Annotated in this window: 16 protein-coding genes and 1 riboswitch; of the genes, 6 read left to right on the top strand and 10 right to left on the bottom strand. The window is 72.8% G+C overall.

Annotated features, from left to right (window positions below; all coding sequences use genetic code 11):
• Positions 1-292 precede the first annotated feature (292 nt).
• The gene (locus HW837_RS21635) at positions 293-1,084 is read left to right on the top strand and encodes a hypothetical protein (protein WP_045559539.1); all 792 of its coding nucleotides are present in this window, start codon (positions 293-295) and stop codon (positions 1,082-1,084) included.
• 69 nt (positions 1,085-1,153) lie between these two features.
• Here HW837_RS21635 and HW837_RS50070 read toward each other — a convergent pair whose 3' ends face one another.
• On the bottom strand, positions 1,154-3,343 hold the full coding sequence (locus tag HW837_RS50070; RefSeq protein ID WP_196789448.1) for a cell division protein PerM: 2,190 nt from the start codon (positions 3,341-3,343) through the stop codon (positions 1,154-1,156).
• 87 nt (positions 3,344-3,430) lie between these two features.
• Between HW837_RS50070 and HW837_RS21625 the strand changes: the two genes are divergently transcribed.
• Complete coding sequence (locus tag HW837_RS21625; protein ID WP_196789449.1) at positions 3,431-4,402, top strand: RNA polymerase sigma factor; 972 nt, start codon at positions 3,431-3,433, stop codon at positions 4,400-4,402.
• A gap of 160 nt (positions 4,403-4,562) precedes the next feature.
• Here the strand turns inward: HW837_RS21625 and sucD are convergent, their stop codons facing one another.
• From sucD to HW837_RS21590, 7 genes are all read right to left on the bottom strand, one after another.
• A complete protein-coding gene (sucD, locus tag HW837_RS21620; RefSeq protein WP_045559537.1) occupies positions 4,563-5,447 on the bottom strand; it encodes a succinate--CoA ligase subunit alpha in 885 nt (294 codons plus the stop codon).
• A 21-nt stretch (positions 5,448-5,468) separates the two neighbouring features.
• Positions 5,469-6,647, bottom strand: coding sequence for an ADP-forming succinate--CoA ligase subunit beta (sucC, locus tag HW837_RS21615; RefSeq protein ID WP_045559536.1), 1,179 nt, complete (start codon positions 6,645-6,647; stop codon positions 5,469-5,471).
• Between the two features lie 633 nt (positions 6,648-7,280).
• The gene (locus tag HW837_RS21610; protein ID WP_193380570.1) at positions 7,281-8,294 is read right to left on the bottom strand and encodes a hypothetical protein; all 1,014 of its coding nucleotides are present in this window, start codon (positions 8,292-8,294) and stop codon (positions 7,281-7,283) included.
• Positions 8,295-8,522: 228 nt separating this feature from the next.
• Entirely contained in the window at positions 8,523-9,692 is a 1,170-nt protein-coding gene (locus HW837_RS21605) for a VWA domain-containing protein (protein WP_045559534.1), read from the bottom strand.
• A complete protein-coding gene (locus tag HW837_RS21600) occupies positions 9,689-9,853 on the bottom strand; it encodes a hypothetical protein (RefSeq protein ID WP_159040924.1) in 165 nt (54 codons plus the stop codon). Before HW837_RS21600 ends, HW837_RS21605 begins: the two co-directional genes overlap by 4 nt.
• The gene (locus HW837_RS21595) at positions 9,850-12,273 is read right to left on the bottom strand and encodes a DUF5682 family protein (protein WP_313895558.1); all 2,424 of its coding nucleotides are present in this window, start codon (positions 12,271-12,273) and stop codon (positions 9,850-9,852) included. The genes HW837_RS21600 and HW837_RS21595 overlap by 4 nt, the downstream gene beginning before the upstream one ends.
• Entirely contained in the window at positions 12,270-13,472 is a 1,203-nt protein-coding gene (locus tag HW837_RS21590) for an ATP-binding protein (protein ID WP_193380569.1), read from the bottom strand. The genes HW837_RS21595 and HW837_RS21590 overlap by 4 nt, the downstream gene beginning before the upstream one ends.
• 133 nt (positions 13,473-13,605) lie before the next feature.
• Here HW837_RS21590 and HW837_RS21585 point away from each other — a divergent pair, with 133 nt between their 5' ends.
• Positions 13,606-14,982: an SWIM zinc finger family protein gene (locus HW837_RS21585; RefSeq protein WP_045559531.1), complete on the top strand. Its 1,377-nt coding sequence runs from the start codon at positions 13,606-13,608 to the stop codon at positions 14,980-14,982.
• Positions 14,983-15,169: 187 nt separating this feature from the next.
• Complete coding sequence (locus tag HW837_RS21580; RefSeq protein ID WP_193380568.1) at positions 15,170-16,831, top strand: DUF5691 domain-containing protein; 1,662 nt, start codon at positions 15,170-15,172, stop codon at positions 16,829-16,831.
• A 140-nt stretch (positions 16,832-16,971) separates the two neighbouring features.
• Here the strand turns inward: HW837_RS21580 and HW837_RS21575 are convergent, their stop codons facing one another.
• Positions 16,972-17,388, bottom strand: coding sequence for a coenzyme B12-dependent isobutyryl CoA mutase small subunit (locus HW837_RS21575; protein ID WP_045559529.1), 417 nt, complete (start codon positions 17,386-17,388; stop codon positions 16,972-16,974).
• A 648-nt stretch (positions 17,389-18,036) separates the two neighbouring features.
• On the opposite strand from HW837_RS21575, the gene HW837_RS21570 reads away from it, so the two are divergent.
• Together HW837_RS21570 and HW837_RS21565 are read left to right on the top strand one after the other, a co-directional pair.
• Positions 18,037-18,897 carry an esterase/lipase family protein gene (locus tag HW837_RS21570; RefSeq protein ID WP_060883581.1) on the top strand — a complete coding sequence of 287 codons (861 nt, stop codon included), beginning with the start codon at positions 18,037-18,039 and terminating at the stop codon, positions 18,895-18,897.
• A 389-nt stretch (positions 18,898-19,286) separates the two neighbouring features.
• The gene (locus HW837_RS21565) at positions 19,287-20,864 is read left to right on the top strand and encodes a M23 family metallopeptidase (RefSeq protein WP_093790416.1); all 1,578 of its coding nucleotides are present in this window, start codon (positions 19,287-19,289) and stop codon (positions 20,862-20,864) included.
• Positions 20,865-21,002: 138 nt separating this feature from the next.
• On the opposite strand, the gene pcrA is transcribed toward HW837_RS21565, so the two are convergent.
• Positions 21,003-23,519 carry a DNA helicase PcrA gene (gene pcrA, locus HW837_RS21560; RefSeq protein WP_193380567.1) on the bottom strand — a complete coding sequence of 839 codons (2,517 nt, stop codon included), beginning with the start codon at positions 23,517-23,519 and terminating at the stop codon, positions 21,003-21,005.
• A gap of 255 nt (positions 23,520-23,774) precedes the next feature.
• Positions 23,775-23,932, top strand: a riboswitch (cyclic di-AMP (ydaO/yuaA leader).
• Positions 23,933-23,941: the final 9 nt, after the last annotated feature.

Raw genomic sequence — 23,941 nt, 5'->3', positions numbered from 1 at the left:
CCTACGAAGCGGCCGACCGGCAGCAACGATACCGGCACATCGGACGGCCCCCGTGGGACGGGGGCGTGGCCGGGAGGTAGCGTCTGCCGGGAGTGGGCTCGGGAACGCGGTCGGTGTGCGGGGCGTTCACGGAGTGACAGCTCATGCCCTACCAATAGATTTCACCACCAGCCGCTCCCACCAGCCTCTCGCACCAGACTTCACCGCTGACGCACCGCTGACGCACCGCTGACGCACCGCTGACGCACCGCTGACTCATCGCCGTACTCACCAAGGGGAAGACTCACTCCTGATGCCGGACCGCAGCCTCCGCCTTCCTTCGCTCCTGCTGCGCGAGCGGAGTTCCTCGCCCACGCCTCCGCGCGAGAGCGAGGACACCCCCGAGTCCGGGCAGCCCGGGCGGGGCCAGGGTTCAGGCTCTTCGGACGACAATCCGTTCGCGCCGCCGCCCGAGGGCGCGCCCGACCGGCCGTGGCGGCCGCGCCGACCCGACGGCCGGGGTTCCGACGACGGAGCGGGGCGCGGCGGTGGTCACTCGCCGTGGGGCAGTCAGTGGAGCGACCGGCAGCCCGGCCGCTCGTCCGGCGGACACTTCGGTGAGCGCCCCGGTGGCCAGGGCGGACCGGGTGGGCCCGGCGGTTCCGGCCAGGGCCCGGAGGGCGGACCCGGCAGCGGGCTCCGCTGGGACCCGACGGACCCGACCCAGCGCCGCGCACGGTACTCGTTGCTCTGCGGCATGTGGGCCTTCTTCTTCGCGCTCTTCGCCTGGCCGTACGTGGCCCTGCTGCTCGGTTCGCTGGCCGTGTACTGGGCGGTGAGCGCGCTGCGCGCCAAGCCGTCCACGCCGGATCCGTCACGCCCGGCGGCGCCCGAGCCGAGCGGTCGCCCCCAGCGGACGGCGGCCATCAGCGGCCTGGTGACCTCCACGCTGGCCCTCGCGATCGTCGCCGTCACCTTCACGGCCCAGTTCGTCTACAGCGACTACTACACCTGCGTCGACGACTCCCTCACCACGGTCTCCGCCAAGTCCTGCAAGGACCTCCTCCCGGAGGGCCCGCTGCGGGAGGTACTGGGCGCGCAGTAGCCGCCCGGAACACCAGCCGATACGCCCACGAAGGCGCCGCCGATACACCCGGGCGGCGCCTTCGCCTTGTCAGACGGCGCCCTCGGAAGGGTCCTGGGCACCGGTGTCGGCCCCCGCCGAGCCGCCGGACGACGAGCCGGTGGCGGGTACGGGGCCGGGGTCGGGTACGGGGCCCGGGCCGGGGTCGGGGCCTGATGCGGGGGTGGGCCCTGATGCGGGGGTGGGGCTCGGGCCCGAGGCACGCTCTGGGAGCAGGGCCGGCTCGGGACCCCGTTCGCCTTCGATCCGGGCCGTCAACGCCTCGCGCAACGCCGCCCAGCGCGCCTCGCGGGAAGCCGGGTCCCAGACGGGCGGGGTGGAGGGGGTCGCGGACCTGTGGGCGTACGGGTCGAGGGCGTCGTACGGCGCGACGGCGTCGGAGGGGCCGGCCTGTGGCCCGGCGTCAAGGCCTCCGCGGGGCCGCGGACCCCCGCCGGAACCATCATCGGGGCTTGAGTCAGCGGAGGCCTCGGAGACGGCGGCGGGCGTGGAAGCGGTCGTGGTCCGCGGCTCAACCGCAGGCATCCCCACGGTCCCATCCCGCCCCGTCTCGACCCCCGGCGCCCCCAGAACCGACTCCCGACCCGTCTCGCCCCCTGGCACGCCCGACACCGACTCCCGCCCGGCCTTGACCTCGGGCCCCCTCTCCCTCCCGGCCTCAACCCTCTTCTTCTCCACCGCACTCGGCCGACCACACTCGGCCCCCGGCGCCCCCGCCTTCTCCCGCCCAGCCCCGTCCCCCGCCGTCACACTCGCCGCACTCGCCCCACCAACCCCCCTGGCCCCCGGCACCCCCGCACCCGTACGCCGCCCCGTCGTAGACGCGGTAGCCGTGGGCTTGGGGGCGCGTGTCCGTGCCCAGCGGGCCGTGAGTGCGACCGGGATCCCCACCGCGCCCACCCACGCGCCGGCCGCGCCGCCCGCTCGCCACCCCACGGGGCCGAAGTCGGTGAGCGCGGCGACACCGAGGGGGCCACCCGCCAGGTGGGTGAGGAGGGCGACCGCGGCGGCGCACAGCAGCGCGGCGAGGAGAGCCGCGGCGGCCGTACGCCGCGCGGACCACCGCGCCGACCGGTCGGCGGCGGCCCGCGCCGCGATGAACCACCCGACCGTCACCCCCGCGGCGAACGGCACCGCCCCCACCACCCAGTACACCGGCGCACCCCCGCCCGCCGGAACGGCGGCGAGCAACGGGAAGGACGGCAGGAACGCGGCGGGAGCGGCCGCGCTCAGCGGCGCGACGGTGTGCCCGGCGCTCAGCACGAACCCGGGGCCGAGCGCGTACGCCGCCGCCCACAGCGCCGCGTTCGGGACGAGGGCGACGCAGAGCAGCAGGACGGCGAACCGCCCGGACAGCCCCTCGGTGAGCTGAAGGAAGGAGTCACGGGTCGCCGCTCCGTGCCAGACCAGGGACACCGCCACCAGCAGGGCACCCCCGCCGGTCAGCACGAGCACCCCCGCCCCGGCGGCCCGCCAGGCGCCGGCCGCCAGCTGCCGCCGGCCTTCGGTCCCCGGGGCGCCTCCGAGGAGCGCGGGCAGGGGCAGCCGAGAGCGCCCGCGTGCGGCCCACACCCCCGTGCCCGCCGCGAGCGCCGCCAGCAGGGGCACGCAGAGCGCGGCCCACAGCCACGAAGGGCGCAGCACGCCTCCGGAGGCGTACAGCGTGACCACCGCACCGACGGCGGCGTACCCGATGACGAGTCCGGCCCAGGTCGCCCGTGCGCTCACCCCGGAGCCGTCCCCCGCGTGGTCGCGGGCCGAACGGTGCAGCAGGACCACCGGCAGCGTGAGCAGGAGGAGGGGGACGAGCCCGACCGGGGCGGGGGCGCCGGAGAGCGTGTCGGTGCGGACGAGTTCCACCCCGTGGGAGAGCAGCCACAGGGCCGCCGCCACGTGCAGCGCCCCGCCGGGCCCGCTGTCCGGGTACGGCGAACTGATCCACAGCACGGTCACGAGCGCGGTGAACACCGCACATCCGAGGCCCGCCGCGAGGGCCCCGCCCAGCACCCCTGAGACCAGCTTGGACGACCGGCGACGGGCCCGCCGCAGCAACGGCGACAGCGGCGAGCGCGGCGACGACGAGTACAGGGACGCCGTCGGCGCCCCCTGCCTCAGGGGCACCCCGGGTGCCGTGGAGGAGGCGTGCCAGCCGTGGTCGGAGGGGTGGCCCGGCCCCGCGGTCGGGTCGTTCGGGTCGGTCGCGTGCGTCACGTCGGCCATGCTCCCAACGACACGCGCTTTACCGGCGTAACGGACGTTTCCTGCACGTGTCGCCCAATATGTGCTTATGTGTTTTTTCGTACGCGGATGGGTCCGACGGAGGCCGCTACGGCGGGAGGCGATCCGGTGACCGCGCCCGGGGCCGGTCCCGGAACCGGAACCGATGAGCCGTTCGCCCAGCGCGGGACCGAGTGGTACCAGCAGCCTCTGGGCACCGGCCCCGACACCGTCGATCCGGCCGCGACCCCGGCCCGGCCCCGCCTGACGCCCGCCCAGGCCTTCGACGCGCTCTACGCGTACTGCGCCCCCGCCCTCGTACAGCAGACCTATCTGCTCACCGGGCAGCGTCGGCTCGCCCGGGAGGCCGTGGAGCGTGCCTTCCAGCTCGCCTGGCACCGCTGGCCGGAGGTGGCGGTCGACCGCGACCCGGCGGGCTGGGTGCGGGCCGCGGCCCACGACTACGCCCTCTCCCCCTGGCGCCGTGTGCACCCCCGCCCGTTCCCGCGCCGCGAACCACCGCCGGCCGACCCCACCGGCCGCGCCCTGCTGACCGCCCTCCTGGAACTGCCGCCCCCGTACCGCCGGACCCTGCTCCTCTACGACGGCGTGGGCCTGGACCTGCCCGACACGGCCGCCGAGACGGAGGCCAGCACACCCGCCGCGGCCGGCCGCCTCCTCTACGCCCGAGCGGCCGTCACCGCACGCCTCCCCCAGCCGGTCGCCCCCGACGACCTCAACCGCCTCCTCGCCGCGCTCCCCGCCGACGTCCGCCCCGGCCCGACCAAGCCGCTCGCCCTCCGCGCCCGGGCCGATCTGCGGGCCCGGCGCTGGATCCACGCCGCGATCGCCTTCACCACCCTGCTGCTCACCACCACCGCCCTCACCCTCCACACCGCCCCCGACCACTACGAGCCCCCGGTCCCCCCGGGCGCCCCGGTCCAGGGCATCCCCCCGAGAGCGGCCCCGGGCCCCCTCTCCAAGACCGAGCAGAAGCTCCGCGCCAAGCTCAGATCGGAGGCGACGGCCGGCCCGGAACGCCTGCACCCCGAAGCGCACTGACCGGAAGTCCACCGCCCGCAGGCCCTCTGAGCGGAGGCCCGCTGACCGGAGGCCGACTGAGCGGCGCGGCTGCGCGCGGCCGAACAGCGCCCGGACACGCCAGTGGGCCCGCACCCCGGACAGGGGTGCGGGCCCACAGCAGGCTCGGCCGAGCCGAGGATCAGCCGTTGAGGATCTCGCGCGCGAGCTTCGCCGTCTCGGTCGGCGTCTTGCCGACCTTGACGCCGGCGGCCTCCAGGGCCTCCTTCTTGGCGGCGGCCGTACCGGAGGACCCGGACACGATGGCGCCGGCGTGGCCCATGGTCTTGCCCTCGGGCGCGGTGAACCCGGCGACGTAACCGACGACCGGCTTCTTCACGTTGGCCTTGATGAAGTCGGCGGCACGCTCCTCGGCGTCGCCACCGATCTCACCGATCATCACGATCAGGTCGGTGTCGGGGTCGGCCTCGAACGCGGCGAGCGCGTCGATGTGCGTCGTACCGATGACCGGGTCGCCACCGATGCCGACGGCCGACGAGAAGCCGATGTCCCGCAGCTCGTACATCATCTGGTACGTCAGCGTGCCGGACTTCGAGACCAGACCGATGCGGCCCGGCTTGGTGATGTCACCGGGGATGATGCCGGCGTTCGACTGACCGGGGGTGATCAGACCCGGGCAGTTCGGGCCGATGATCCGGGTCTTGTTGCCCTGCGACACGGCGTACGCGTAGAACGCGGCCGAGTCGTGGACCGCGATGCCCTCGGTGATGACGACCGCGAGCGGGATCTCGGCGTCGATGGCCTCGACGACGGCGGCCTTGGCGAAGGCCGGCGGCACGAAGAGGACGGATACGTTCGCGCCCGTCTTCTCGATCGCCTCGGCGACGGTGCCGAAGACCGGGATCTCGTTGCCGTCGACATCGACGCTCGTGCCCGCCTTGCGGGGGTTCACGCCACCGACGATGTTCGTGCCGTCGGCCAGCATGAGCTTGGTGTGCTTCATGCCCGTGGCACCGGTCATGCCCTGGACGATGACCTTGCTGTCCTTGTTCAGGAAGATAGCCATGGCTGTTCTGTCCCTCTTCCCTTACTTCGCAGCCGCGAGCTCGGCGGCCTTGTCGGCCGCGCCGTCCATGGTGTCCACGCGCTGCACCAGCGGGTGGTTGGCGTCGGAGAGGATCTTGCGACCCAGCTCGGCGTTGTTGCCGTCCAGGCGGACGACGAGGGGCTTGGTGACTTCCTCGCCCTTGTCCTTCAGGAGCTGCAGCGCCTGCACGATGCCGTTGGCGACCTCGTCACACGCGGTGATGCCACCGAAGACGTTGACGAAGACGGACTTGACGTCCGGGTCGCCGAGGATGATCTCCAGGCCGTTCGCCATGACGGCGGCGGAGGCGCCACCGCCGATGTCGAGGAAGTTGGCGGGCTTGACGCCGCCGTGGTTCTCACCGGCGTAGGCGACGACGTCCAGGGTGCTCATGACGAGACCCGCGCCGTTGCCGATGATGCCGACCTCACCGTCGAGCTTGACGTAGTTGAGGTTCTTCTCCTTGGCCGCGGCCTCGAGGGGGTTCGCGGCCGCGTGGTCGACGAGCTCCTCGTGGTCGGGGTGGCGGAAGTCCGCGTTCTCGTCCAGGGAGACCTTGCCGTCGAGGGCGATGACATCGCCGGAGGCGACCTTCGCCAGCGGGTTGACCTCGACGAGGAGGGCGTCCTCCTCGATGAAGGTCTTCCACAGGGTGACGAGGATGTCGGCGACCTTGTCGGCGACCTCGGCCGGGAAGTTGGCGGCCTCGACGATGCCACGGGCGACCTCGGGGGTCACACCGACGTTGGCGTCGATGGGCGTCTTGGCGACGGCCTCGGGGCGCTCGACCGCCACCTCCTCGATCTCCATGCCGCCCTCGACGGAGGCGATGGAGAGGAAGGTGCGGTTGGTGCGGTCGAGGAGGTAGGAGACGTAGTACTCCTCGACGATCTCCGGAGCGGTCTCGGCGATCATCACCTTGTGGACCGTGTGGCCCTTGATGTCCATCCCGAGAATGTCCGTCGAACGGGCGACAGCCTCGTCCGGGGTGGCGGCGAGCTTGACGCCGCCGGCCTTGCCTCGACCACCGACCTTCACCTGAGCCTTGACGACAGACTTGCCGCCCAGTCGCTCGGTGATCTCGCGCGCCGCCTCAGGCGTGTCGATGACTTCACCGGCCAGCACCGGTACACCGTGCTTGGCGAAGAGGTCCCTCGCCTGGTACTCGAACAGGTCCACGCGCTTCCGTCCCTATCAGTGATCGCGGTTCGTCTTATGCGTGGGCGTGCCGCGAAGGGCAACGTGACATCCGCCGAGAGTCACAAGGGAGGCGCACACGGTGTCCGAGCGCGCGGCATGTCCGTCTCGCAGGTTATCGCTGCTTCCGGGAGCCCCCTAAATCGCGGGTCACACCTGAGCGGTGATACCTGTCACATGATGCCGCGCTCACTGGCACGGCGTGCCGCGCGTGCGGGACCTCACCGAACGGGGGTACGTCCGGTGAGGTCCCTGAGGGCCCTTCATCTACGTCGAAGGGCCCCGACGGACGATCTCCTCCCCAAGGGGGACCGACCGTCACCGCCCCCGGCATCCGCCCGGACCGGGCCGACGGCTTTCGGCCGTCCGGGTATCCGCCCGAGGGTCGGTCGACTGTGACCGCGTCCCCTACGGACCTGGAGGTCTCTACGGCGTAGGGGCGCTGAGGCGTAGGGCCGCTACGGCATAGGGGCGCGCGGTGCGCGAAAGGGGATCGGGGTGACCTGTGCGGGCGCGGGCGCGGCCGGTGACGTCGTTTCCGCCTCTTGGTGGTCCGGGCGGCGGACGTGATCGGCCCGCGCGGAGCCCCGGGCCCGGCGGAGTGGAGCCCGTCCCCTAGCCGGGGAAGACGGGGACGTCCCGGTGCCGCTCCCGGGTCCCGCCCGCGGCGTCGGCCACGGGAGCGCCGGGCACGAGGCTCAGTGGTGTGTGCGGGAGGGCGGCGAGGGCGTGCGGCTCGGCGTGCCGCGGCCCACCGTTGTCGACGGCGGAGTGCCGGCCGAGGGCGCCCGTCGGAAGCCCGTCCTGGCTCTGCCGCACGGGCGCACGCACGCCGGGCTGATCGCCGGCGCCGGCGCCTGCGTCGGTGGCGGTCCGATGGGGTGCCGGCACAGCCACCGCACCGCCGACCCCGACGGTCGGCCCGTACGCGACGGGTACCGGACCGGCGACCGGGCCGGAGACCCGTGCGTCGTCACGCCCGCCGTCAGCGTCCGGGACCTGGTCCGGCTTCTCGGCCTCCGTCGGCCCCGACTCCTGCGGCACCTCGCCGACGGGCAGCGACTCCACCGGCAAGGTGCTCCACCCGGGCACCCCCGGAAGACCCGGAAGATTCGGAAGCTCCGGCGACCGCGGCACCTCAGGAAGCCCCGGCACCACTCCGGGGAGCGACGGCAGACTCACCGACGGCAGCTGCGACGTCACTCCGCCCAGCCCTTCGGTCACCGACTCGACGAGGTCCCCCACCGGCACGACGACGCCCTCGGTGACGGGCACGGCGACACCTTCGGTCACCTGCACGACCGGCTCCACGGCTCCCTCGGTCACGGACCGCCGTACAGCTTGCTCAGGCGCCGGCTGTACCGGGGTTTCGGTGACCGGCCGTGCGGCGTGCTCGGCGACCGGTCGGTCCTCGAACCCGGTGGCCGGCCGCAGGACGTGGCTGGTGACGGCGGTGAGCGGTGGCGGCGAAGTCGGTGCCCCGTCAGCGGCGTTCGCCCGCTCCCCGCACAGAACGCCCAGCACGAACAGTCCACCCAACAACAGCGCCACCCGCACCAGACGGCACCCGGCGGCCCCGCGCAGGGCCGCACCGGCACCAGCGCCGGGAAGCGGGGTCGCTGAGGTCACGACGGGAAGATCCTCCGGTGCGGTGGAACGGCGGAGTACGGGGTGAACATGCACGAGATGCGAACAACCGTGTGAAGGCTGTGAAGTGTCGCTGATCCTCGCACGGGACGCCGTACGTCGCGCAACCCCCCTGTCACCGCCGCGTTCTCATGTCCGCTTTTCAACCTCCCTTGTCCGGTTACCGCCTGCCGCGACGGTCGCGGTCGCCGTCACCACCCGCGCCCCCGTTCACGCACGGTCCGGTATCGGCAGCGGCCGCTTCTCGATCGCCGCCGCCATCACCTCCGGGAAGAGGTCGGGCGTGCAGGCGAACGCGGGTGCGCCGAGCGCCGCGAGGGCCGCCGCGTGCTCGCGGTCGTAGGCCGGCGCGCCCTCGTCGGAGAGGGCGAGCAGCGTCACGAACTGCACCCCCGACGCCTTCATCGCCGCCACCCGCTTCAGCATCTCGTCGCGTATGCCGCCCTCGTAGAGGTCGCTGATCAGCACGACGACGGTGTCCGCGGGCCGGGTGATCTGCGACTGGCAGTACGCCAGGGCCCTGTTGATGTCGGTGCCGCCGCCGAGTTGGGTGCCGAAGAGGACGTCGACCGGGTCGTCGAGCTGGTCGGTGAGGTCGACGACGGCCGTGTCGAAGACGACGAGCCGGGTGCTGATGGACCGCATGGACGCCAGCACCGCCCCGAACACCGAGGCGTAGACGACGGACGCCGCCATGGATCCCGACTGGTCGATGCAGAGGACGACCTCCTTCTTCACCGACTGCGAGGCCCGGCCGTACCCGATGAGCCGCTCGGGTACGACGGTCCGGTACTCCGGCAGGTAGTTCTTGAGGTTGGCCGCGATCGTGCGGTTCCAGTCGATGTCGTGGTGGCGCGGCCGGTTGACGCGGGCGCTGCGGTCGAGGGCGCCGGTGAGGGTGGCCCGGGTACGGGTCGCGAGCCGTTTCTCCAGGTCATCGACGACCTTCCGCACGACGGCCCGCGCGGTCTCCTTCGTCGTCTCCGGCATGGCCTTGTTCAGCGAGAGCAGCGTGCCGACGAGGTGGACGTCGGCCTCGACCGCCTCCAGCATCTCCGGCTCCAGCAGCAGCGCGGAGAGTCCGAGCCGGTCGATGGCGTCGCGCTGCATCACCTGGACGACGGAGGAGGGGAAGTACGTCCGGATGTCCCCCAGCCACCGCGCCACGGACGGCGCCGACGCCCCGAGCCCCGCCGAACGGCTCTGCCCCGCCCCCGACTTGTCGCCCTTCCCGTACAGGGCGGTCAACGCCTGGTCCATCGCCGCGTCCCGCCCCCCGAGCGCGCACCCGGTGCCGTCCGCCGACTCCCCGCCCAGCACGAGCCGCCAACGCCGCAGCCGCTCGGCGGCCACATCCACCTCGGGTCGCGTTGTCGTCATCGTCGCGCCCCCGTACGGAACCGGACCCAGAGAGGCATCACCGTGACGGTCGTCGGCCCGTCGCCCGAGCGCGGCCCGTGCCCCCGCAGATGGCCGTGCCCGTCCCTGCCGTCCATCGCCGCCACGACCCTCACCGGCTCGCGCAGTCCGTCATTCGTCATCCCGCCACCCCCACAAGGTCGTCGTCGCCGGTCTTCTCCCGCTCGGCGTCCTCCCGGTCGCCGTGATCTCCCCTGGTGCCCTCGGGTGCGTCGTCCAGGCCCAGCAGCAGCCGCACCACCGGCAGCACCCCATCCGCACGGTCACTGTCGAGTTCGTCCGCGAAACCCGCCGTGCCGTCACCGCCGGCCGCCCCACTCACCCGCCGGCCGGGCCCGCGGCGGACCAGCTCGCCGAGCGTGCGGCGCACCCCCGGCTCGTACGCCGAGAACGTCCGGCGCAGCAATGGCAGTACGTCCGTGAACGCGTCCCCCGGCACGCCGGTCAGCCAGGCGTCCACCAGGCCCAGGAGCCGTTCGTCGTGGACGAGCAGCATTCCGCCGCCGGAGCCGCCGCCGACGAAGCCCTCGATCCAGGCCGCCGCGTCGCCCGGTGCCGTACCCGGCGAGAGCACGAGCCCCATGAGCCGGGCCGCCTCGTCCTGCGCCAACGCCCCGTCGTCCAGCAGGAGTCGTACGGCCCGCCCTCGGACGACACCGGGCACCGTGTCCCGGACCGACAGGACATGGAGCACCGAGTGCCAGCGGGACCGCAGGCCACCCCGTGCCGCCGGTTCGCCCTGCACGGCGTCCCCCAGGAGCCCCACCGCACCGTGCACGGCGTCGACATGGCGGCGCATCTCCTGCGCGGCCTCCGCGTCGAGCGCGGCGCACGCGGGCGGCAGCCCGACGAAGACGCGCTCCGCGAGCCCGGCGGCGACCTCGGCCAGCGCGCGGGTGTCGGTGGCGCGGACATCGCCGTAGCGGAGGGAGCGGACGAGGGCCGGGAGCGCCTGGGCCAGGTGGCCGACGTCGGTGTCGAGGGCGGCGCGGTCGGCGAGGACGCGCATCACCACGGGCAGGGCGTCCGGGAGTTCCGCGAGGAGGCAGTGCTCGGCGAGGCCGGTGATATCGGCGAGGGAGCGGGCCGTGACGGCGTCCGCCTCGGCCTTCGCGGTGGTCGCGGCGAGCACGGTGGTGCCCCAGACCCCGGCCTCGGCGACGCGCACGGACAGTTCGGGCTCCCAGCGCAGCCGCCAGGTCTCCCGGAACGTGCCCGTGCTGCCGCGCGAGGTGGCCGGCTCGCCCCAGGCCACGCCGAGCAGCCGCAGTCGGTGCAGCAACCGGCTGCGCTCGGCGTCGTTCTCCTTCCGCAGGTCGAGCTCCAACTCCCGCTCCAGCGCCTCCGGCTTGAGCCGCAGCCGCCGCTGGAGCCGGGTGAGGTCCCGCTGCAACGGCACCGCCGGCGCGGACTCCGGCACCTCCCCCAGCACGTCCCCGACGATCAGCCGGTCCCGCACCAGCGACAGCGGTACGTCCGAGCCGTCGCACATCACCGCGCGTACGGCGTCGGTGGTCTCGGTCAGGCCGGGCAGCGGGCGGCCGCGCATCGCGGCGAGCGTCTCGGCCAGCCGTACCGCCTCGATGACGTGCGCGGAGGAGACGATCCGGTCCTCCTCGCGCAGCAGTCCGGCCACCTTGGTGAGCCACCGCTCCACGGGGCGGTCGGGCGCGCCGAACAGGTGTCCGTACCAGCCCGGCGAGTCGATGCCGGCGCCGTATCCGCCGGCCCGGGCCAGTCGCCGGTTGGTCCACGGCACCCAGGTCATGTCGGTCCTGACCTTGGGCAGCCCCTTCAGCAACGCCCGGTCGGCGGCCACGGTCGGCCTCTGCCGCAGCGCGGGCACATGCCAGGCCCCGCACACGACGGCCACTTCGTCGTCCCCGAACTCCTTCTGCGCGGCCCGGACCTGCAAGCGCATGTACGCCTCGCGCACCAGGTCCCGCTCGCGTCCCCCGGTGCCGTACGCCTCCCGGAGCGCCCCCATGGCCTCCTCCAGCACGGCGAACGGCGCGAAGGCGTCCCCGCCCGTCCCCCGGTGCTCGACCGCGTCCTCCCACCACCGCTCGGCGTCGTCGTACCCGGCGGCCTCGGCGAGCGCGGCGAGCGGGTCGCCCCGGAGCGGTTCCTCCCCGGGCGGCGCGGCCGACTCCCCCGGCTCGGCGTCGGCGTCCTCCTCGCGCGAGCGGGCCAGCGAGTGCGCGGCCGGCAGGTCGATGAAGCGGGCCGGTACGCCGTGGGCCAGGGCCCAGCGCATGGCCACCCACTCCGGGGAGAACTCGGCGAACGGCCAGAAGGAGGACCGGCCGGGCTCGTCGACCGCGTGGGCGAGGAGCGCGACCGGCGGCCGCATGTCCTCGTCGGCCGCGAGCGGGATCAGCCCGTCCGCCTCCGGTGGCCCTTCGATCAGCACCACCCCGGGCCGCGCCGCGTCCAGCGCGGCCCGCACCGCCCGGGCCGACCCCGGCCCGTGATGCCGCACGCCCAGCAGCAACGGACCGCCACCGCCGCCCACAGCCGCTGTCTGCCCCCGCTCGCTCACACGCTCACCTCCCGGCAGGCGCGGTAGAAGTCGGTCCAGCCGTCGCGCTCGCGGACGACCGCCTCCAGGTACTCCTGCCAGATGACGCGGTCGGCTGCGGGGTCGCGGACGACGGCGCCGAGGATGCCGGCGGCGACGTCGGAGGGCCGCAGGACGCCGTCGCCGAAGTGCGCGGCGAGGGCGAGTCCGCCGGTCACGACGGAGATCGCCTCGGCGGTGGAGAGCGTGCCGCTGGGCGACTTCAGCTTCGTCCGGCCGTCCGTGGTGACCCCGTCGCGCAGCTCGCGGAAGACCGTGACGACGCGGCGGATCTCGTCGACGCCGTCGGGCACGGCCGGCAGGTCGAGGGACCGGCCGATCTGGTCGACGCGGCGCGAGACGATGTCGACCTCGGCGTCGGCACTCTCCGGCAGCGGCAGCACCACGGTGTTGAACCGGCGGCGCAGGGCGCTCGACAGGTCGTTCACCCCTCGGTCGCGGTCGTTGGCCGTGGCGATGAGGTTGAAGCCGCGGACGGCCTGCACCTCCTGCCCCAGCTCCGGTATCGGCAGCGTCTTCTCGGACAGGATCGTGATCAGCGTGTCCTGGACGTCGGCCGGGATCCGGGTCAGCTCCTCGACCCGCGCCGTCATGCCCTCCGCCATGGCCCGCATGACAGGGCTCGGCACGAGGGCGTCACGGCTCGGGCCGTGGGCCAGCAGCTGCGCGTAGTTCCAGCCGTACCGGATCGCCTCCTCCGGTGTGCCCGCCGTGCCCTGCACCAGCAGTGTGGAGTCGCCGCTGACGGCCGCCGCCAGGTGTTCGGAGACCCAGGTCTTGGCGGTGCCGGGCACGCCCAGCAGGAGCAGCGCGCGGTCGGTGGCGAGCGTGGTGACGGCCACCTCGACGATGCGGCGCGGTCCGACGTACTTCGGTGTGATCACCGTGCCGTCCGGCAGCGTCCCGCCGAGCAGATAGGTGGCGACGGCCCACGGCGAGAGGTTCCAGCGGGCCGGCCGCGGCCGGTCGTCCTGGGCGGCCAGCGCGGTCAGTTCACGGGCGTAGGCGTGCTCGGCGTGTGCCCGCAGCACCTCACCGTCCTGAGGTGTGCCCGGGCGCGCGTCCTCACGCGTGTCCGGGTGCGCGCTCGGGTGTGTGTTCGCGGGCGCGGACTGGTTGTGGCTCGGGTCGACAGTGGTCGTTCCAGCAGACGCAGGCATGGCTGAGTCCCCCTCCAGCTCGGCCGGTTCGGATCTGCTGACCACACTGCACCACGCCACTGACAATCCAGTCTGACCTGGGGAAATTGGATCGCGCAAGCCAATTGTCAGTGGTGGGATCTACCTTCAGAACATGACTCAGCAGGGGGTGCGCTGGACGGCTGAGCAGGTGCTGGCATTGGCACCTGACGCAGCGTCGCGCAAAGCCGGAAGCAAACTCGCCGTGGCCGGACCCTGGTCGGCGGCGGGTACTTCGGACGAGGGGACGGTGTGGGGACTATGCAAAGGCAGTGGCAGCAAGCCGTATCAGACAGTGATCGACGTCGCGGACTCCACCGGGCCCGCCTACAAGTGCAGTTGTCCGAGCAGGAAGTTCCCGTGCAAGCATGCGCTGGGGCTGCTCCTGCTCTGGGCGGGCGACGACACCGCGGTGCCTCCTGGGCAGGCGCCGGACTGGGCGGAGCAGTGGCTTGCAGGCCGCCGCACGCGCGCAGCGGAGAGGACGACGAGGACGGACGCGGCATCTGGGGCCACGTCCGCTGACCCCGAGGCGGCGCGTCGCCGGGCCGAGCGGCGCGCCGACCGGATCACCGCGGGCGCGACAGAGCTGGAACAGCGCCTGGCCGACCTGTTCCGCGGCGGTCTGGCCGCCGCGGAACAGGCGGGATACGCGCTCTGGGAGGAGACGGCGGCCCGCATGGTCGACGCCCAGGCGCCCGGACTGGCTTCTCGAGTGCGGGAGTTGGGCGCCATACCGGGCTCGGGCCCGGGCTGGCCGGTCCGCCTCCTGGAGGAGTGCGCGCTCCTCCATCTGCTGGACCAGGGCTGGCTGCGCCGCGAAGACCTCCCGGAGGGCCTCGCGGCCACGGTCCGCTCCAGGATCGGCCTGTCCGGCTCCCCGGACGGCCCACCGGTCCGCGACCACTGGCTCACCCTCGCCCAGTACGACACCTCCGACTCCCGCCTCACCACCCGCCGCATCTGGCTGTACGGCACCGGGTCGGGCCGTACGGCACTGCTCCTCTCCTACGGAGCCGCCGGCCGCGCCCCCGAGCTGTCGCTCCCGGTCGGCCTGGCCTTCGAGGCGGAGGTCGCGGCGTACCCCGGCGGGGGACAGTTGCGGGCGGCCCTGGGCGAGCGTTTCACCGCGCCCGGGCCCTCCTCCGTACGGCCGCCGGGCATCACTCCGGCCGAGGCGGCGGCCCGGTACGGCACGGCCCTCCAGGACGACCCGTGGCTCGACTCGTACCCGGTCACGCTCACCCGCGTGATACCCGCCCCGGACGGCGACTCCTGGCAACTGATCGACTCCGACAGCGATCTCGCCCTTCCTCTCACCTCTTCCGCCCGCTCCCGCCCCGGCCTCTGGCGCCTCGTCGCGCTCTCCGGCGGGGCACCGCTCACGGTCTTCGGCGAGTGCGGCCACCACGGCTTCACGCCCCTGACGGCATGGCCCGCCGAGCGAGAGGGCGCGCGGAAGCCCACAGGTCAGGCGGTGGCGCTGTGTTGAGACGAGACGGCGGACGGCGGAACGAGACCCCTACGGCACACGGCAGTTGTGGCAGGGAGGTTGCCGGCCCGTCAGGGACAGCCGTCACGGCCGCTCCCCGCCTGCCCGGCCGGCAGCCCGTCCTCTTCCTCGGCCCCGCCGCTCCCCTTCGGCCGCACCGCACCGTCGCCGTACGGAAGGACCGCACATGACCGAGACCACAGGCTCTCCCTCCCCCACGGCGGCCGCGCCCGCGCAAGCCTGGGAGGATCTGGTCACCACCGCGTTGCTCGGGACGGACCGGCGTACGCCCCCGGGGGCCGTGTCGGGCCGGGAGGCGCCGGTCGCCCTGTTGGACGCGGCGGCCGTGGCGACCGTACGGCGCAGGGCGGGGATACGGCCGGTGCGGGCGGCGGCGCGGCCCGTACCGGCGGCTCCGGACCCGCGTCCGCCCCTGCCGCCGGCCGCGACGCGCCGCCTGACGACGCTGCTGACCGACCGGCCCGGCACCGGTGGCGGACGCCGGGGCGCGGCACCCGATCTGATGGAACTCCTCCCCCAATGGCTGGCATTGGCCAACGCCTACGGGTACGCGGCGCCTCCGGAGATCCTGCCCGCCCTGCTGGACGCGGCCCGCGGCCGTACGGATCTGCGTCCCGCCGTGCTGGCCTTCGCGGGCGCGCGGGCCCTGTGGCTGGCCCGGCTGAACCCCGACTGGCGCTTCGCCCTGCGCGCGGCGCCCGGCGGCGGCGCGGCGCTCCCCGGCCCGGGCGAGCCCGAACGGGTCGGGCAGCTGTGGCAGGAGGGCCTGTTCGCGGAGCGCGTCGCCCTGCTCACGGCGGTACGGGCGCGGGACGCCGCCTCGGCACGTTCGTTGCTGTCGTCCACGTGGTCGACGGAGCGGGCCGAGGACCGGCTCATGTTCCTCGACACGCTCCGTACGGGGCTGGAGGCGGCGGACGAGCCGTTCCTGGAGGCGGCGTTGGCCGACCGCAGCCGGAACGTGCGTGCCACGGCGGCGGAGTTGCTCTCCGCCCTGCCGGACTCGGCGCTCGCCCGGCGGATGGCGAAGCGGGCGACCGCGTGCGTGGCCGTCGACCGCACCGGCGGCGCGTCCACGGCCCCCGGGGCGCCCACAATCGTGGTCAAGGCCCCGCACGAGTGCGACCCCGGCATGGAGCGCGACGGGGTGCTGCCCAAGGCCCCGGCCGGCCGGGGAGAACGGTCGTGGTGGCTGGGCCAGCTGGTGGAGGCGGCGCCGCTCGGGGCCTGGTCGCCGCGGTTCGGGGGGCGTACGCCGGAGGAGATCGTGGCGTTGCCGGTCGCGGACGACTGGCAGGGCGAGCTGCACGGCGCGTGGTGCCGGGCGGCGGTGCGGCAGCGGGATCCCGGGTGGTCGCGGGCGTTGCTGGGGGCGCCGTCCACGCCGGAGGCCGGCGGGCCGGGGGCGGTGTCGCTGGCCGAACGGGCGAAGCTGCTGGCGACCTTGGAGAGCGGGGAGCGGGCCGAGTGGGTGGCGGGGTTCATCGCCACGCACGGCTTGTCCGAGGCGTTCCAGCTGCTCGGGGTGTGCGCGGTGCCGTGGGCTCCGCCGCTGGGGCGGGCTGTGGTGGACGCGCTCAACATCGCGCGGGACGCCGGGAGTTATCCCTGGAGCTTCAGCGGGGTGATGGGGCTGGCCGAGCGGTGCCTCGACCCTGCGGAGACCGTCCGTCTCGAACCGCTGACGGCCACGCCGGAGGACGGGGAGGATGCGGCTCCGGGGGCCGGGGGGTACTGGGCCGAGGCGTTCCAGCGGCTGGCGACGACACTGCGCCTACGGGCGACGATGAGAACGGAACTGGCACGGGTGGAGGGGGGCGCCGACTAGGACGGGGGCGGGCCGAAGAATCACGGTGCCGCGGGCCTGAAATGCCGAGCGGGGCGTAGCCCCTGCTCGGCATTTCAGGGGCGCGGGGAACTGCGCGAGAAGCCCCACCGGACCCGCACCCGACCACGCACGCCGCCCCCTCACGCCCCGGTCGGCTGCCTCACGTTCGCCCGTACCCACTCCACGATCGACGCCGTCGTCGCCCCCGGCGTGAAGATCTCGGCCACTCCCTTGTCCTTCAGCGGAGCGATGTCCGCCTCGGGGATGATGCCGCCCCCGAAGACGAGGATGTCCTCGGCGTCGCGCTCCTTGAGGAGTTCGATGACGGCCGCGAAGAGCGTGTTGTGGGCGCCGGAGAGGATGGAGAGGCCGATCGCGTCGGCGTCCTCCTGGATCGCCGTGCCGACGATCTGTTCGGGAGTCTGGTGGAGGCCGGTGTAGATGACCTCCATACCGGCGTCGCGCAGCGCCCGCGCGATCACCTTGGCCCCGCGATCGTGGCCGTCGAGTCCCGGCTTGGCCACCACCACGCGGATCGGACCGGCTGCCACACCCATCACTGCCTCCATGAAACGACTGCACCGACCCATGACGAACGCGGCGGAATCTGCCGCACGAACCAGGCGAACCGCACACATCACGGCTCGGGTCCATGGAACACCTACCCACACCGCACACCAGGGAAGTGAACGAACGTTATCTCCAGGATCCCGCAACCGGCTGTTTCGCACTGGGGAGCGAGGGGGAAATCACACGGTGGGACACGTTCGCCGCGCACCGCTCCCGGATTCCGCGGCTCACGCGTCGCGGGGACCTAGGTGATCACGGAGGTGATCGCGGCAGCCGGATCGCTTCCGGGGGCCGCCGGCCGGAGGCTCCCGTGGCGTGCGCGCCACGGGGAGGCATGCGCAAGGAGAGTCGTCGGAAGGGGCCGCACCGACCCACCGTCCGCGGTAGGCCACGGTGGCGGGACGGATCGGCACCCGGCAGACGGCAGAGGGCAGGGCAGCGGGGAGTCAGAAGGGCTGGACCCCGCGTCGCGTGATCGGCGCCTCACACGCCGCACACGCACCGCACGTCACGCATGCCACACGCACCGCGTCACGTCGCATCGCTCCCGCCGTCCGCCGCCCGCACCGCCGGCATCTCCACTAGGGCACACGGGGGACAGAGGCGTCCTCCCGTCTGCCGACGGGAGGTCGGGCATGAAGGTCACCAGCGCGATAGCGCCCCTGGTTCCGCTCTGCGAGCGGATCCTGCCGACCCGGCTGACAGGCCTGTCCGTGGCCCTTCTCAAGGCGACCGCACTGGAGTTGGCGATCCTCGCGGGGCATCTGCTGCTCTATCCGTCGGGAATGACGCAGGAGCGGAGGATCACCCCTCAGCTCCCCCCGTCCGACGCACCCCGGCTCCCGACCGAGGAGAAGCCCCCGGTCGTCCTGCTGCACGGCTTCATCGACAACCGCTCGGTCTTCGTCCTGCTGCGCCGCTCCCTCGCGCAGCACGGCGGCCGTCACCTCGAGTCGCTCAACTACTCGCCCCTCACCTGCGACATCCGCGCGGCCGCCGACCTGCTCGGCCGGCACATCGAGGACATCTGCGAGCGCACGGGCCAGGAGCAGGTGGACGTCGTCGGCCACAGCCTGGGCGGACTGATAGCCCGGTACTACGTGCAGCGGCTCGGCGGCGACCACCGCGTCCGTACGCTCGTCACGCTCGGCACCCCGCACGGTGGCACCCGGGCCGTGCCGCTTGCGGACGCCCATCCGATCGTCCGGCAGATGCGGCCCGATTCGGAGGTCATGGAGGAACTACGGGAGCCGGCGCCGGGCTGCCGTACCCATTTCGTGGCGTTCTGGAGCGATTTCGACCATGTGATGACTCCGCCGGAGAGCGCCTGCGTCGACCATCCGGATCTGATGGCGCAGAACATCAGGGTCACCGGGATCGGCCACCTCGCGCTGCCCGTGCACCCCGCCGTGGCCACCGGAATCCGGGAGGCCCTCGACACCTCACGGACGGGCGCCCGCACCACCGCCCGCCCGGGCGGCCTGACGGTGGCATGAACCGAAGCGCGACAGTGACGCTCGCCACAGGGCGGCAGAACACGGACGTAAGGCGGTAAACGCGGCGCACCTCCACGCGCCCCCGCCACGCGTCCGACTCGCGACACCCCTCCCTACGGCAACCACGCGCCCCACACTCGACCCGCGATCACCCGGAGAAACGTCTCGCCCCCGTCCCCACGGGCGTCCCACATGCCGCACACAGTGGTCGACTATCGAACAACCTTCGAACGCCAGGCCAAAGTCGTGCCCACAGACCGCCGAAAGACGCTCGAATGCCCGTTTCCTGCGCGCGTGAAACCCGTTGAAGATTGTCGCGCCCGCATACCGCCGGGTACAGTCACCGCACTGCTCTGCCAGCCCCTGTCGTCGAGGCGAAAGAGAAGTTGGTGAACGATCGTCACCCGTCGGGGACCGCAACACCCCCGACTCCGGCTTCTGAAGCCGACCCGGCGCACTACGCGTCGTACGGCCACCAGGAAGCCGGCTACGGCGACTTCACCACGTACGGCGATTACCCCGCCACCGGTTTTGAAACCGGCACCCCCGGGAACGCTACGGGCACCTTCGCGGTCGACCCCCTCTTCGGCGACATGCCGGGCAACGAGGGCGGCACCGGCTCCTACGACGCCACCCAGTGGTCGACGGGCAGCCACCAGACGCTGAACTACGACCCGTACGCCGCACAGCACCAGGCCGCGTACGACACGGGCAGTTACGACTCGACGTCCTGGTCGTCCGGTTACGAGCACCTCTCCCAGGTCCCGACGCAGCCGACCGGCCCCGACGCGAGCGGCCAGTGGGACGCGAGCGGCTGGCTCCAGCCCGAACAGTCCGACGACGCGGACCAGTTGGGACAGACCGGCCAGACCCAGCAGTGGATCGGCACCCAGCACTTCGACACGGGCGCCTTCGACGCCACCCAGTGGAACAGCGACGGCACCCCCGTCGGCGACGAGCACGGTGGCGGCGCCCCCGAGCCGTACGACGCCCACGAGCACCCGCAGACCGTCGTGGTGGACCTCTCGGCCGAGGCCGCGGACTTCCACCAGCAGGCGACCGCCACCTTCGAGCAGATCGCCCCGTACGACCACGACGAACACCGGTCGGCGGACGGCGAGTTTGAGACCGACGGCGCGGACCGCTCGGCCCTCCTCGACGGCGAGGAAGAGGTCACCGCGGCGGCCACCAGGAGCGCCGGCCCCGGCCGGGCCGCCACCCGCGCGGCATCGCGGTCGCGCCGGAAGCCTCCGGCCAAACGTTCCGCCCTGCTGACCGTGGCCGTTCCGTCGGCCTGTGTCATGGGGGTCGCGGGGATCGCGGCCGCCTCGGTCGGTGCCACGTCGGACGACACGGAGACGACGGCGTCGGTCAAGTCGGACGCCACCGCCGTGAAGCCGTCCACCGCCAACAACCAGCTCGACACCCAGCTGGAGAGCCTCTCCGCCGAGGCCGACGACTTCGCCGACCGGGCCAGCCGGACGCAGGAGCGCATCGACCTCAAGGCCCAGCAGGAGCTGGAGCAGAAGAAGGCCGCCGCCGAGGCCGCCCGCAAGGAGCGACTGCGGCCGAAGTTCGCGCTGCCGGTCGCCAAGCACGGGCTCAGCGCGTACTACGGACAGTCCGGCGTCAACTGGATGTCCCTGCACACCGGTATCGACTTCCCCGTCTCGTACGGCACCCCGGTGATGGCCGCGACCGACGGCACCGTGCGCACCCAGTGGAACAGCGCCTACGGCAACATGGTCATCGTGACCGCCAAGGACGGCACCGAGACCTGGTACTGCCACCTCTCGACGTACAAGGTCGCCTCCGGTACGACCGTCAAGGCCGGCGACACCATCGCCTACTCGGGCAACTCGGGCAACTCGACCGGTCCCCACCTGCACTTCGAGGTCCACCCGGCGGGCGGCTCCGCCATAGACCCGCTCCCGTGGCTGCGCAGCCACGGGCTGGACCCGACGTAACCGTCACGCCTCACGCGGGCGCAGCGCACAGACACGAAGACCGGGCCCCTGCCGAGCAGGGGCCCGCCGTCGTCACGCGCCGCGTCGTCACGCGCCGCGTCGTCACGCGCCGCGTCGTCGCGCGGCGCGGCCCCTCCGCTACAGCTTCTCCACCGGTGCGTACCGCAGCAGCAGGCGCTTGGGCTTGGTGTCGCCGAAGTCGATCGTCGCCTCCGCGTTCGCTCCCGAGCCCCCGACGCCGACGACCGTGCCGAGGCCGAACTGGTCGTGGGTGACGCGGTCGCCCACGGCGAGGGAGACCACCGGCTTCTCGTCGCCGCGGCGGGTCGCGAAGCCGGACGCGCCGCGGGCCGAGGAACGGGAGCGGGAGGACGACAGCGAGGCCGCGATGCCGGCCGCCGGACCCGAGGACACCGGTGCGGAGGCGCCCGTGCGCTTCCACTCCAGGTGAGTGGCCGGGATCTCTTCCAGGAACCGGGACGGCGGGTTGTACGAGGGCTGACCCCAGGCGCTGCGCAGCGTCGACCGGGTGAGATAGAGCCGTTCCCGTGCGCGGGTGATGCCCACGTACGCGAGGCGGCGCTCCTCCTCCAGCTCCTTGGTCTGGCCGAGGGCGCGCATGTGCGGGAAGACGCCGTCCTCCATGCCGGTGAGGAAGACCACCGGAAACTCCAGGCCCTTGGCGGTGTGGAGGGTCATGAGCGTGATCACGCCCGAGCCGTCCTCCTCCTCGTCGGGGATCTGGTCGGAGTCGGCGACCAGCGCCACCCGCTCCAGGAAGTCGGAGAGCCCGACGGTTGTCGTACCCGCCGCCTCGACATCGGCCTCGCTCTCTCCGGCACCAGCCTCCTGCTCGAACTCCAGGGCGACGGCGGCGAGTTCCTGGAGGTTCTCGATGCGCGTCTCGTCCTGCGGGTCGGTGGAGGCCTGCAACTCGGCCAGATAGCCAGTGCGTTCGAGGACGGCTTCCAGGACGGTGGCCGGTCCGGCGCCGGACTCGACGACGGTCCGCAGGTCCTCCATCAACGTGTTGAACCGCTTGACCGCATTGGTCGACCGGGCCGCCATGCCGTACGCCTCGTCCACCCGCTTCAGCGCCTGCGGGAAGCTGATCTTCTCGCGCTGGGAGAGGGCGTCGATCATCGCCTCGGCACGGTCGCCGATGCCGCGCTTGGGCACGTTGAGGATGCGGCGCAGCGGGACGGAGTCCTCCGGGTTGGCCAGGACCCGCAGATACGCGAGGACGTCCCGGACCTCCTTGCGCTCGTAGAAGCGGACGCCGCCTACGACCTTGTAGGGCAGGCCGACGCGGATGAACACCTCTTCGAAGACACGGGACTGGGCGTTCGTCCGGTAGAAGACTGCGACGTCGCCGGCCTTCGCGTCGCCCGCGTCCGTGAGGCGGTCTATCTCGTCGGCGACGAACTGGGCCTCGTCGTGCTCGGTGTCGGCGACATAGCCGGTGATCTGCGCGCCCGCGCCCGCGTTGGTCCACAGGTTCTTCGGGCGGCGGGACTCGTTGCGCTCGATGACCGCGTTGGCCGCGCTCAGGATGGTCTGCGTGGAGCGGTAGTTCTGCTCCAGCAGGATCGTGGTCGCGTTCGGGTAGTCCTCCTCGAACTGGAGGATGTTGCGGATGGTCGCGCCGCGGAAGGCGTAGATCGACTGGTCCGCGTCACCCACGACGCACAGCTCGGCCGGAGGCACGTCCCACTCGTTGGGCGGTACGTCGACCGGGTGCTCGGAGGTGCCGACCAGCTCTCTGACCAGGGCGTACTGGGCGTGGTTGGTGTCCTGGTACTCATCGACGAGGACATGACGGAAGCGCCGGCGGTAGTGCTCGGCGACGTCCGGGAAGGCGCGCAGCAGATTGACCGTCGTCATGATCAGGTCGTCGAAGTCCAGCGCGTTCGCCTCGCGGAGGCGGGACTGGTAGAGCGCGTAGGCCTGGGCGAGGGTCTTCTCGAAGCCGTCGGTGGCCTGGGCGGCGAAGTCCTCCTCGTCGATCAGCTCGTTCTTCAGGTTCGAGATCTTGGCGCTGAAGGACTTGGGCGGGAAGCGCTTGGGGTCGAGATCCAGATCACGGCAGACGAGCGCCATCAGTCGCTTGCTGTCGGCGGCGTCGTAGATCGAGAAGGAGGACGTGAAGCCGAGCTTCTTCGACTCACGCCGCAGGATCCGGACGCACGCGCTGTGGAAGGTCATGACCCACATCGCGTGCGCGCGCGGGCCGACGAGCTGCTCGACGCGCTCCTTCATCTCGCCGGCGGCCTTGTTGGTGAAGGTGATCGCGAGGATCTGCCCCGGGTGGACCTGCCGCTCGCCGAGCAGGTGGGCGATGCGATGGGTGAGCACCCGGGTCTTGCCGGAGCCCGCGCCGGCGACGATGAGCAGGGGGGATCCGGCGTGCACCACGGCCGCGCGCTGGTTCTCGTTCAGCCCGTCCAGGAGGGCCGCCGCGTCGAGGGCGGGGCGCGGGGCGCCGTCCCGGTAGTACTCGTCGCGGTCCGGTGGCACGTCGAACTTCCCGCCGAACAGATCGTCCGGAAGCGGCTCCGGTACATGATCGTCCTCGGGCGGCGGCGGGGGCTCCTCCGCGTGGCCGCGGGGGGCCTGGAGGTCCGCCAGGAAGCTGTCGTCAAAGAGGCTGCTCATCGCTCTCCGAGTCTAGGCGCCCCCACTGACAGCGAGAGGCCGCCCCGGGAAGTGCACACCCACCACTCACCGCGCCCACCTCACGACGGTGAGCGATCGAGCGTACCGCCTGTCGCGCGGAAGAGGCTAAGGTCACGAAAACGTATCGGGCATATCGAACATCAACCTTCACACGGGCCACACGAGTTGGCTAGCGTCTTCCCTTGGGCCGTACGACACAACCGGCGAACGTCGCCGGGCCGCACGGCCTCCGCCGAGTCCGGTACGCCTCTCCCGGCGCCGGAGCCGGGGACCCACCGACCTCTGGGGTGAATCGGCCCGACCGCCGCACGCGGCGAGGGCCGTAGGGCAAACCTTCCGAAGCTTGCGCCCGAACCCGACAGCTAACTCGGTAGGCGGACAACGGAAGGAGACGCCGCACC

Source organism: Streptomyces caniscabiei (genome assembly GCF_014930365.1).
GTDB lineage: Bacteria > Actinomycetota > Actinomycetes > Streptomycetales > Streptomycetaceae > Streptomyces > Streptomyces caniscabiei.
Note: the sequence above shows the minus strand (reverse complement) of the source record. Positions and strands in the feature narration are given on the sequence as shown.

Bases quoted from the DNA above. Each gene is read 5' to 3' on its own strand.
- HW837_RS21635 (WP_045559539.1), top strand. From the start codon at position 293: ATGCCGGACCGCAGCCTCCGCCTTCCTTCGCTCCTGCTGCGCGAGCGG.
- HW837_RS50070 (WP_196789448.1), bottom strand. From the start codon at position 3,343: ATGGCCGACGTGACGCACGCGACCGACCCGAACGACCCGACCGCGGGG.
- HW837_RS21625 (WP_196789449.1), top strand. From the start codon at position 3,431: ATGGGTCCGACGGAGGCCGCTACGGCGGGAGGCGATCCGGTGACCGCG.
- sucD (WP_045559537.1), bottom strand. From the start codon at position 5,447: ATGGCTATCTTCCTGAACAAGGACAGCAAGGTCATCGTCCAGGGCATG.
- HW837_RS21605 (WP_045559534.1), bottom strand. From the start codon at position 9,692: ATGACGACAACGCGACCCGAGGTGGATGTGGCCGCCGAGCGGCTGCGG.
- HW837_RS21600 (WP_159040924.1), bottom strand. From the start codon at position 9,853: ATGACGAATGACGGACTGCGCGAGCCGGTGAGGGTCGTGGCGGCGATG.
- HW837_RS21590 (WP_193380569.1), bottom strand. From the start codon at position 13,472: ATGCCTGCGTCTGCTGGAACGACCACTGTCGACCCGAGCCACAACCAG.
- HW837_RS21585 (WP_045559531.1), top strand. From the start codon at position 13,606: ATGACTCAGCAGGGGGTGCGCTGGACGGCTGAGCAGGTGCTGGCATTG.
- HW837_RS21580 (WP_193380568.1), top strand. From the start codon at position 15,170: ATGACCGAGACCACAGGCTCTCCCTCCCCCACGGCGGCCGCGCCCGCG.
- HW837_RS21575 (WP_045559529.1), bottom strand. From the start codon at position 17,388: ATGGGTGTGGCAGCCGGTCCGATCCGCGTGGTGGTGGCCAAGCCGGGA.
- HW837_RS21570 (WP_060883581.1), top strand. From the start codon at position 18,037: ATGAAGGTCACCAGCGCGATAGCGCCCCTGGTTCCGCTCTGCGAGCGG.
- pcrA (WP_193380567.1), bottom strand. From the start codon at position 23,519: ATGAGCAGCCTCTTTGACGACAGCTTCCTGGCGGACCTCCAGGCCCCC.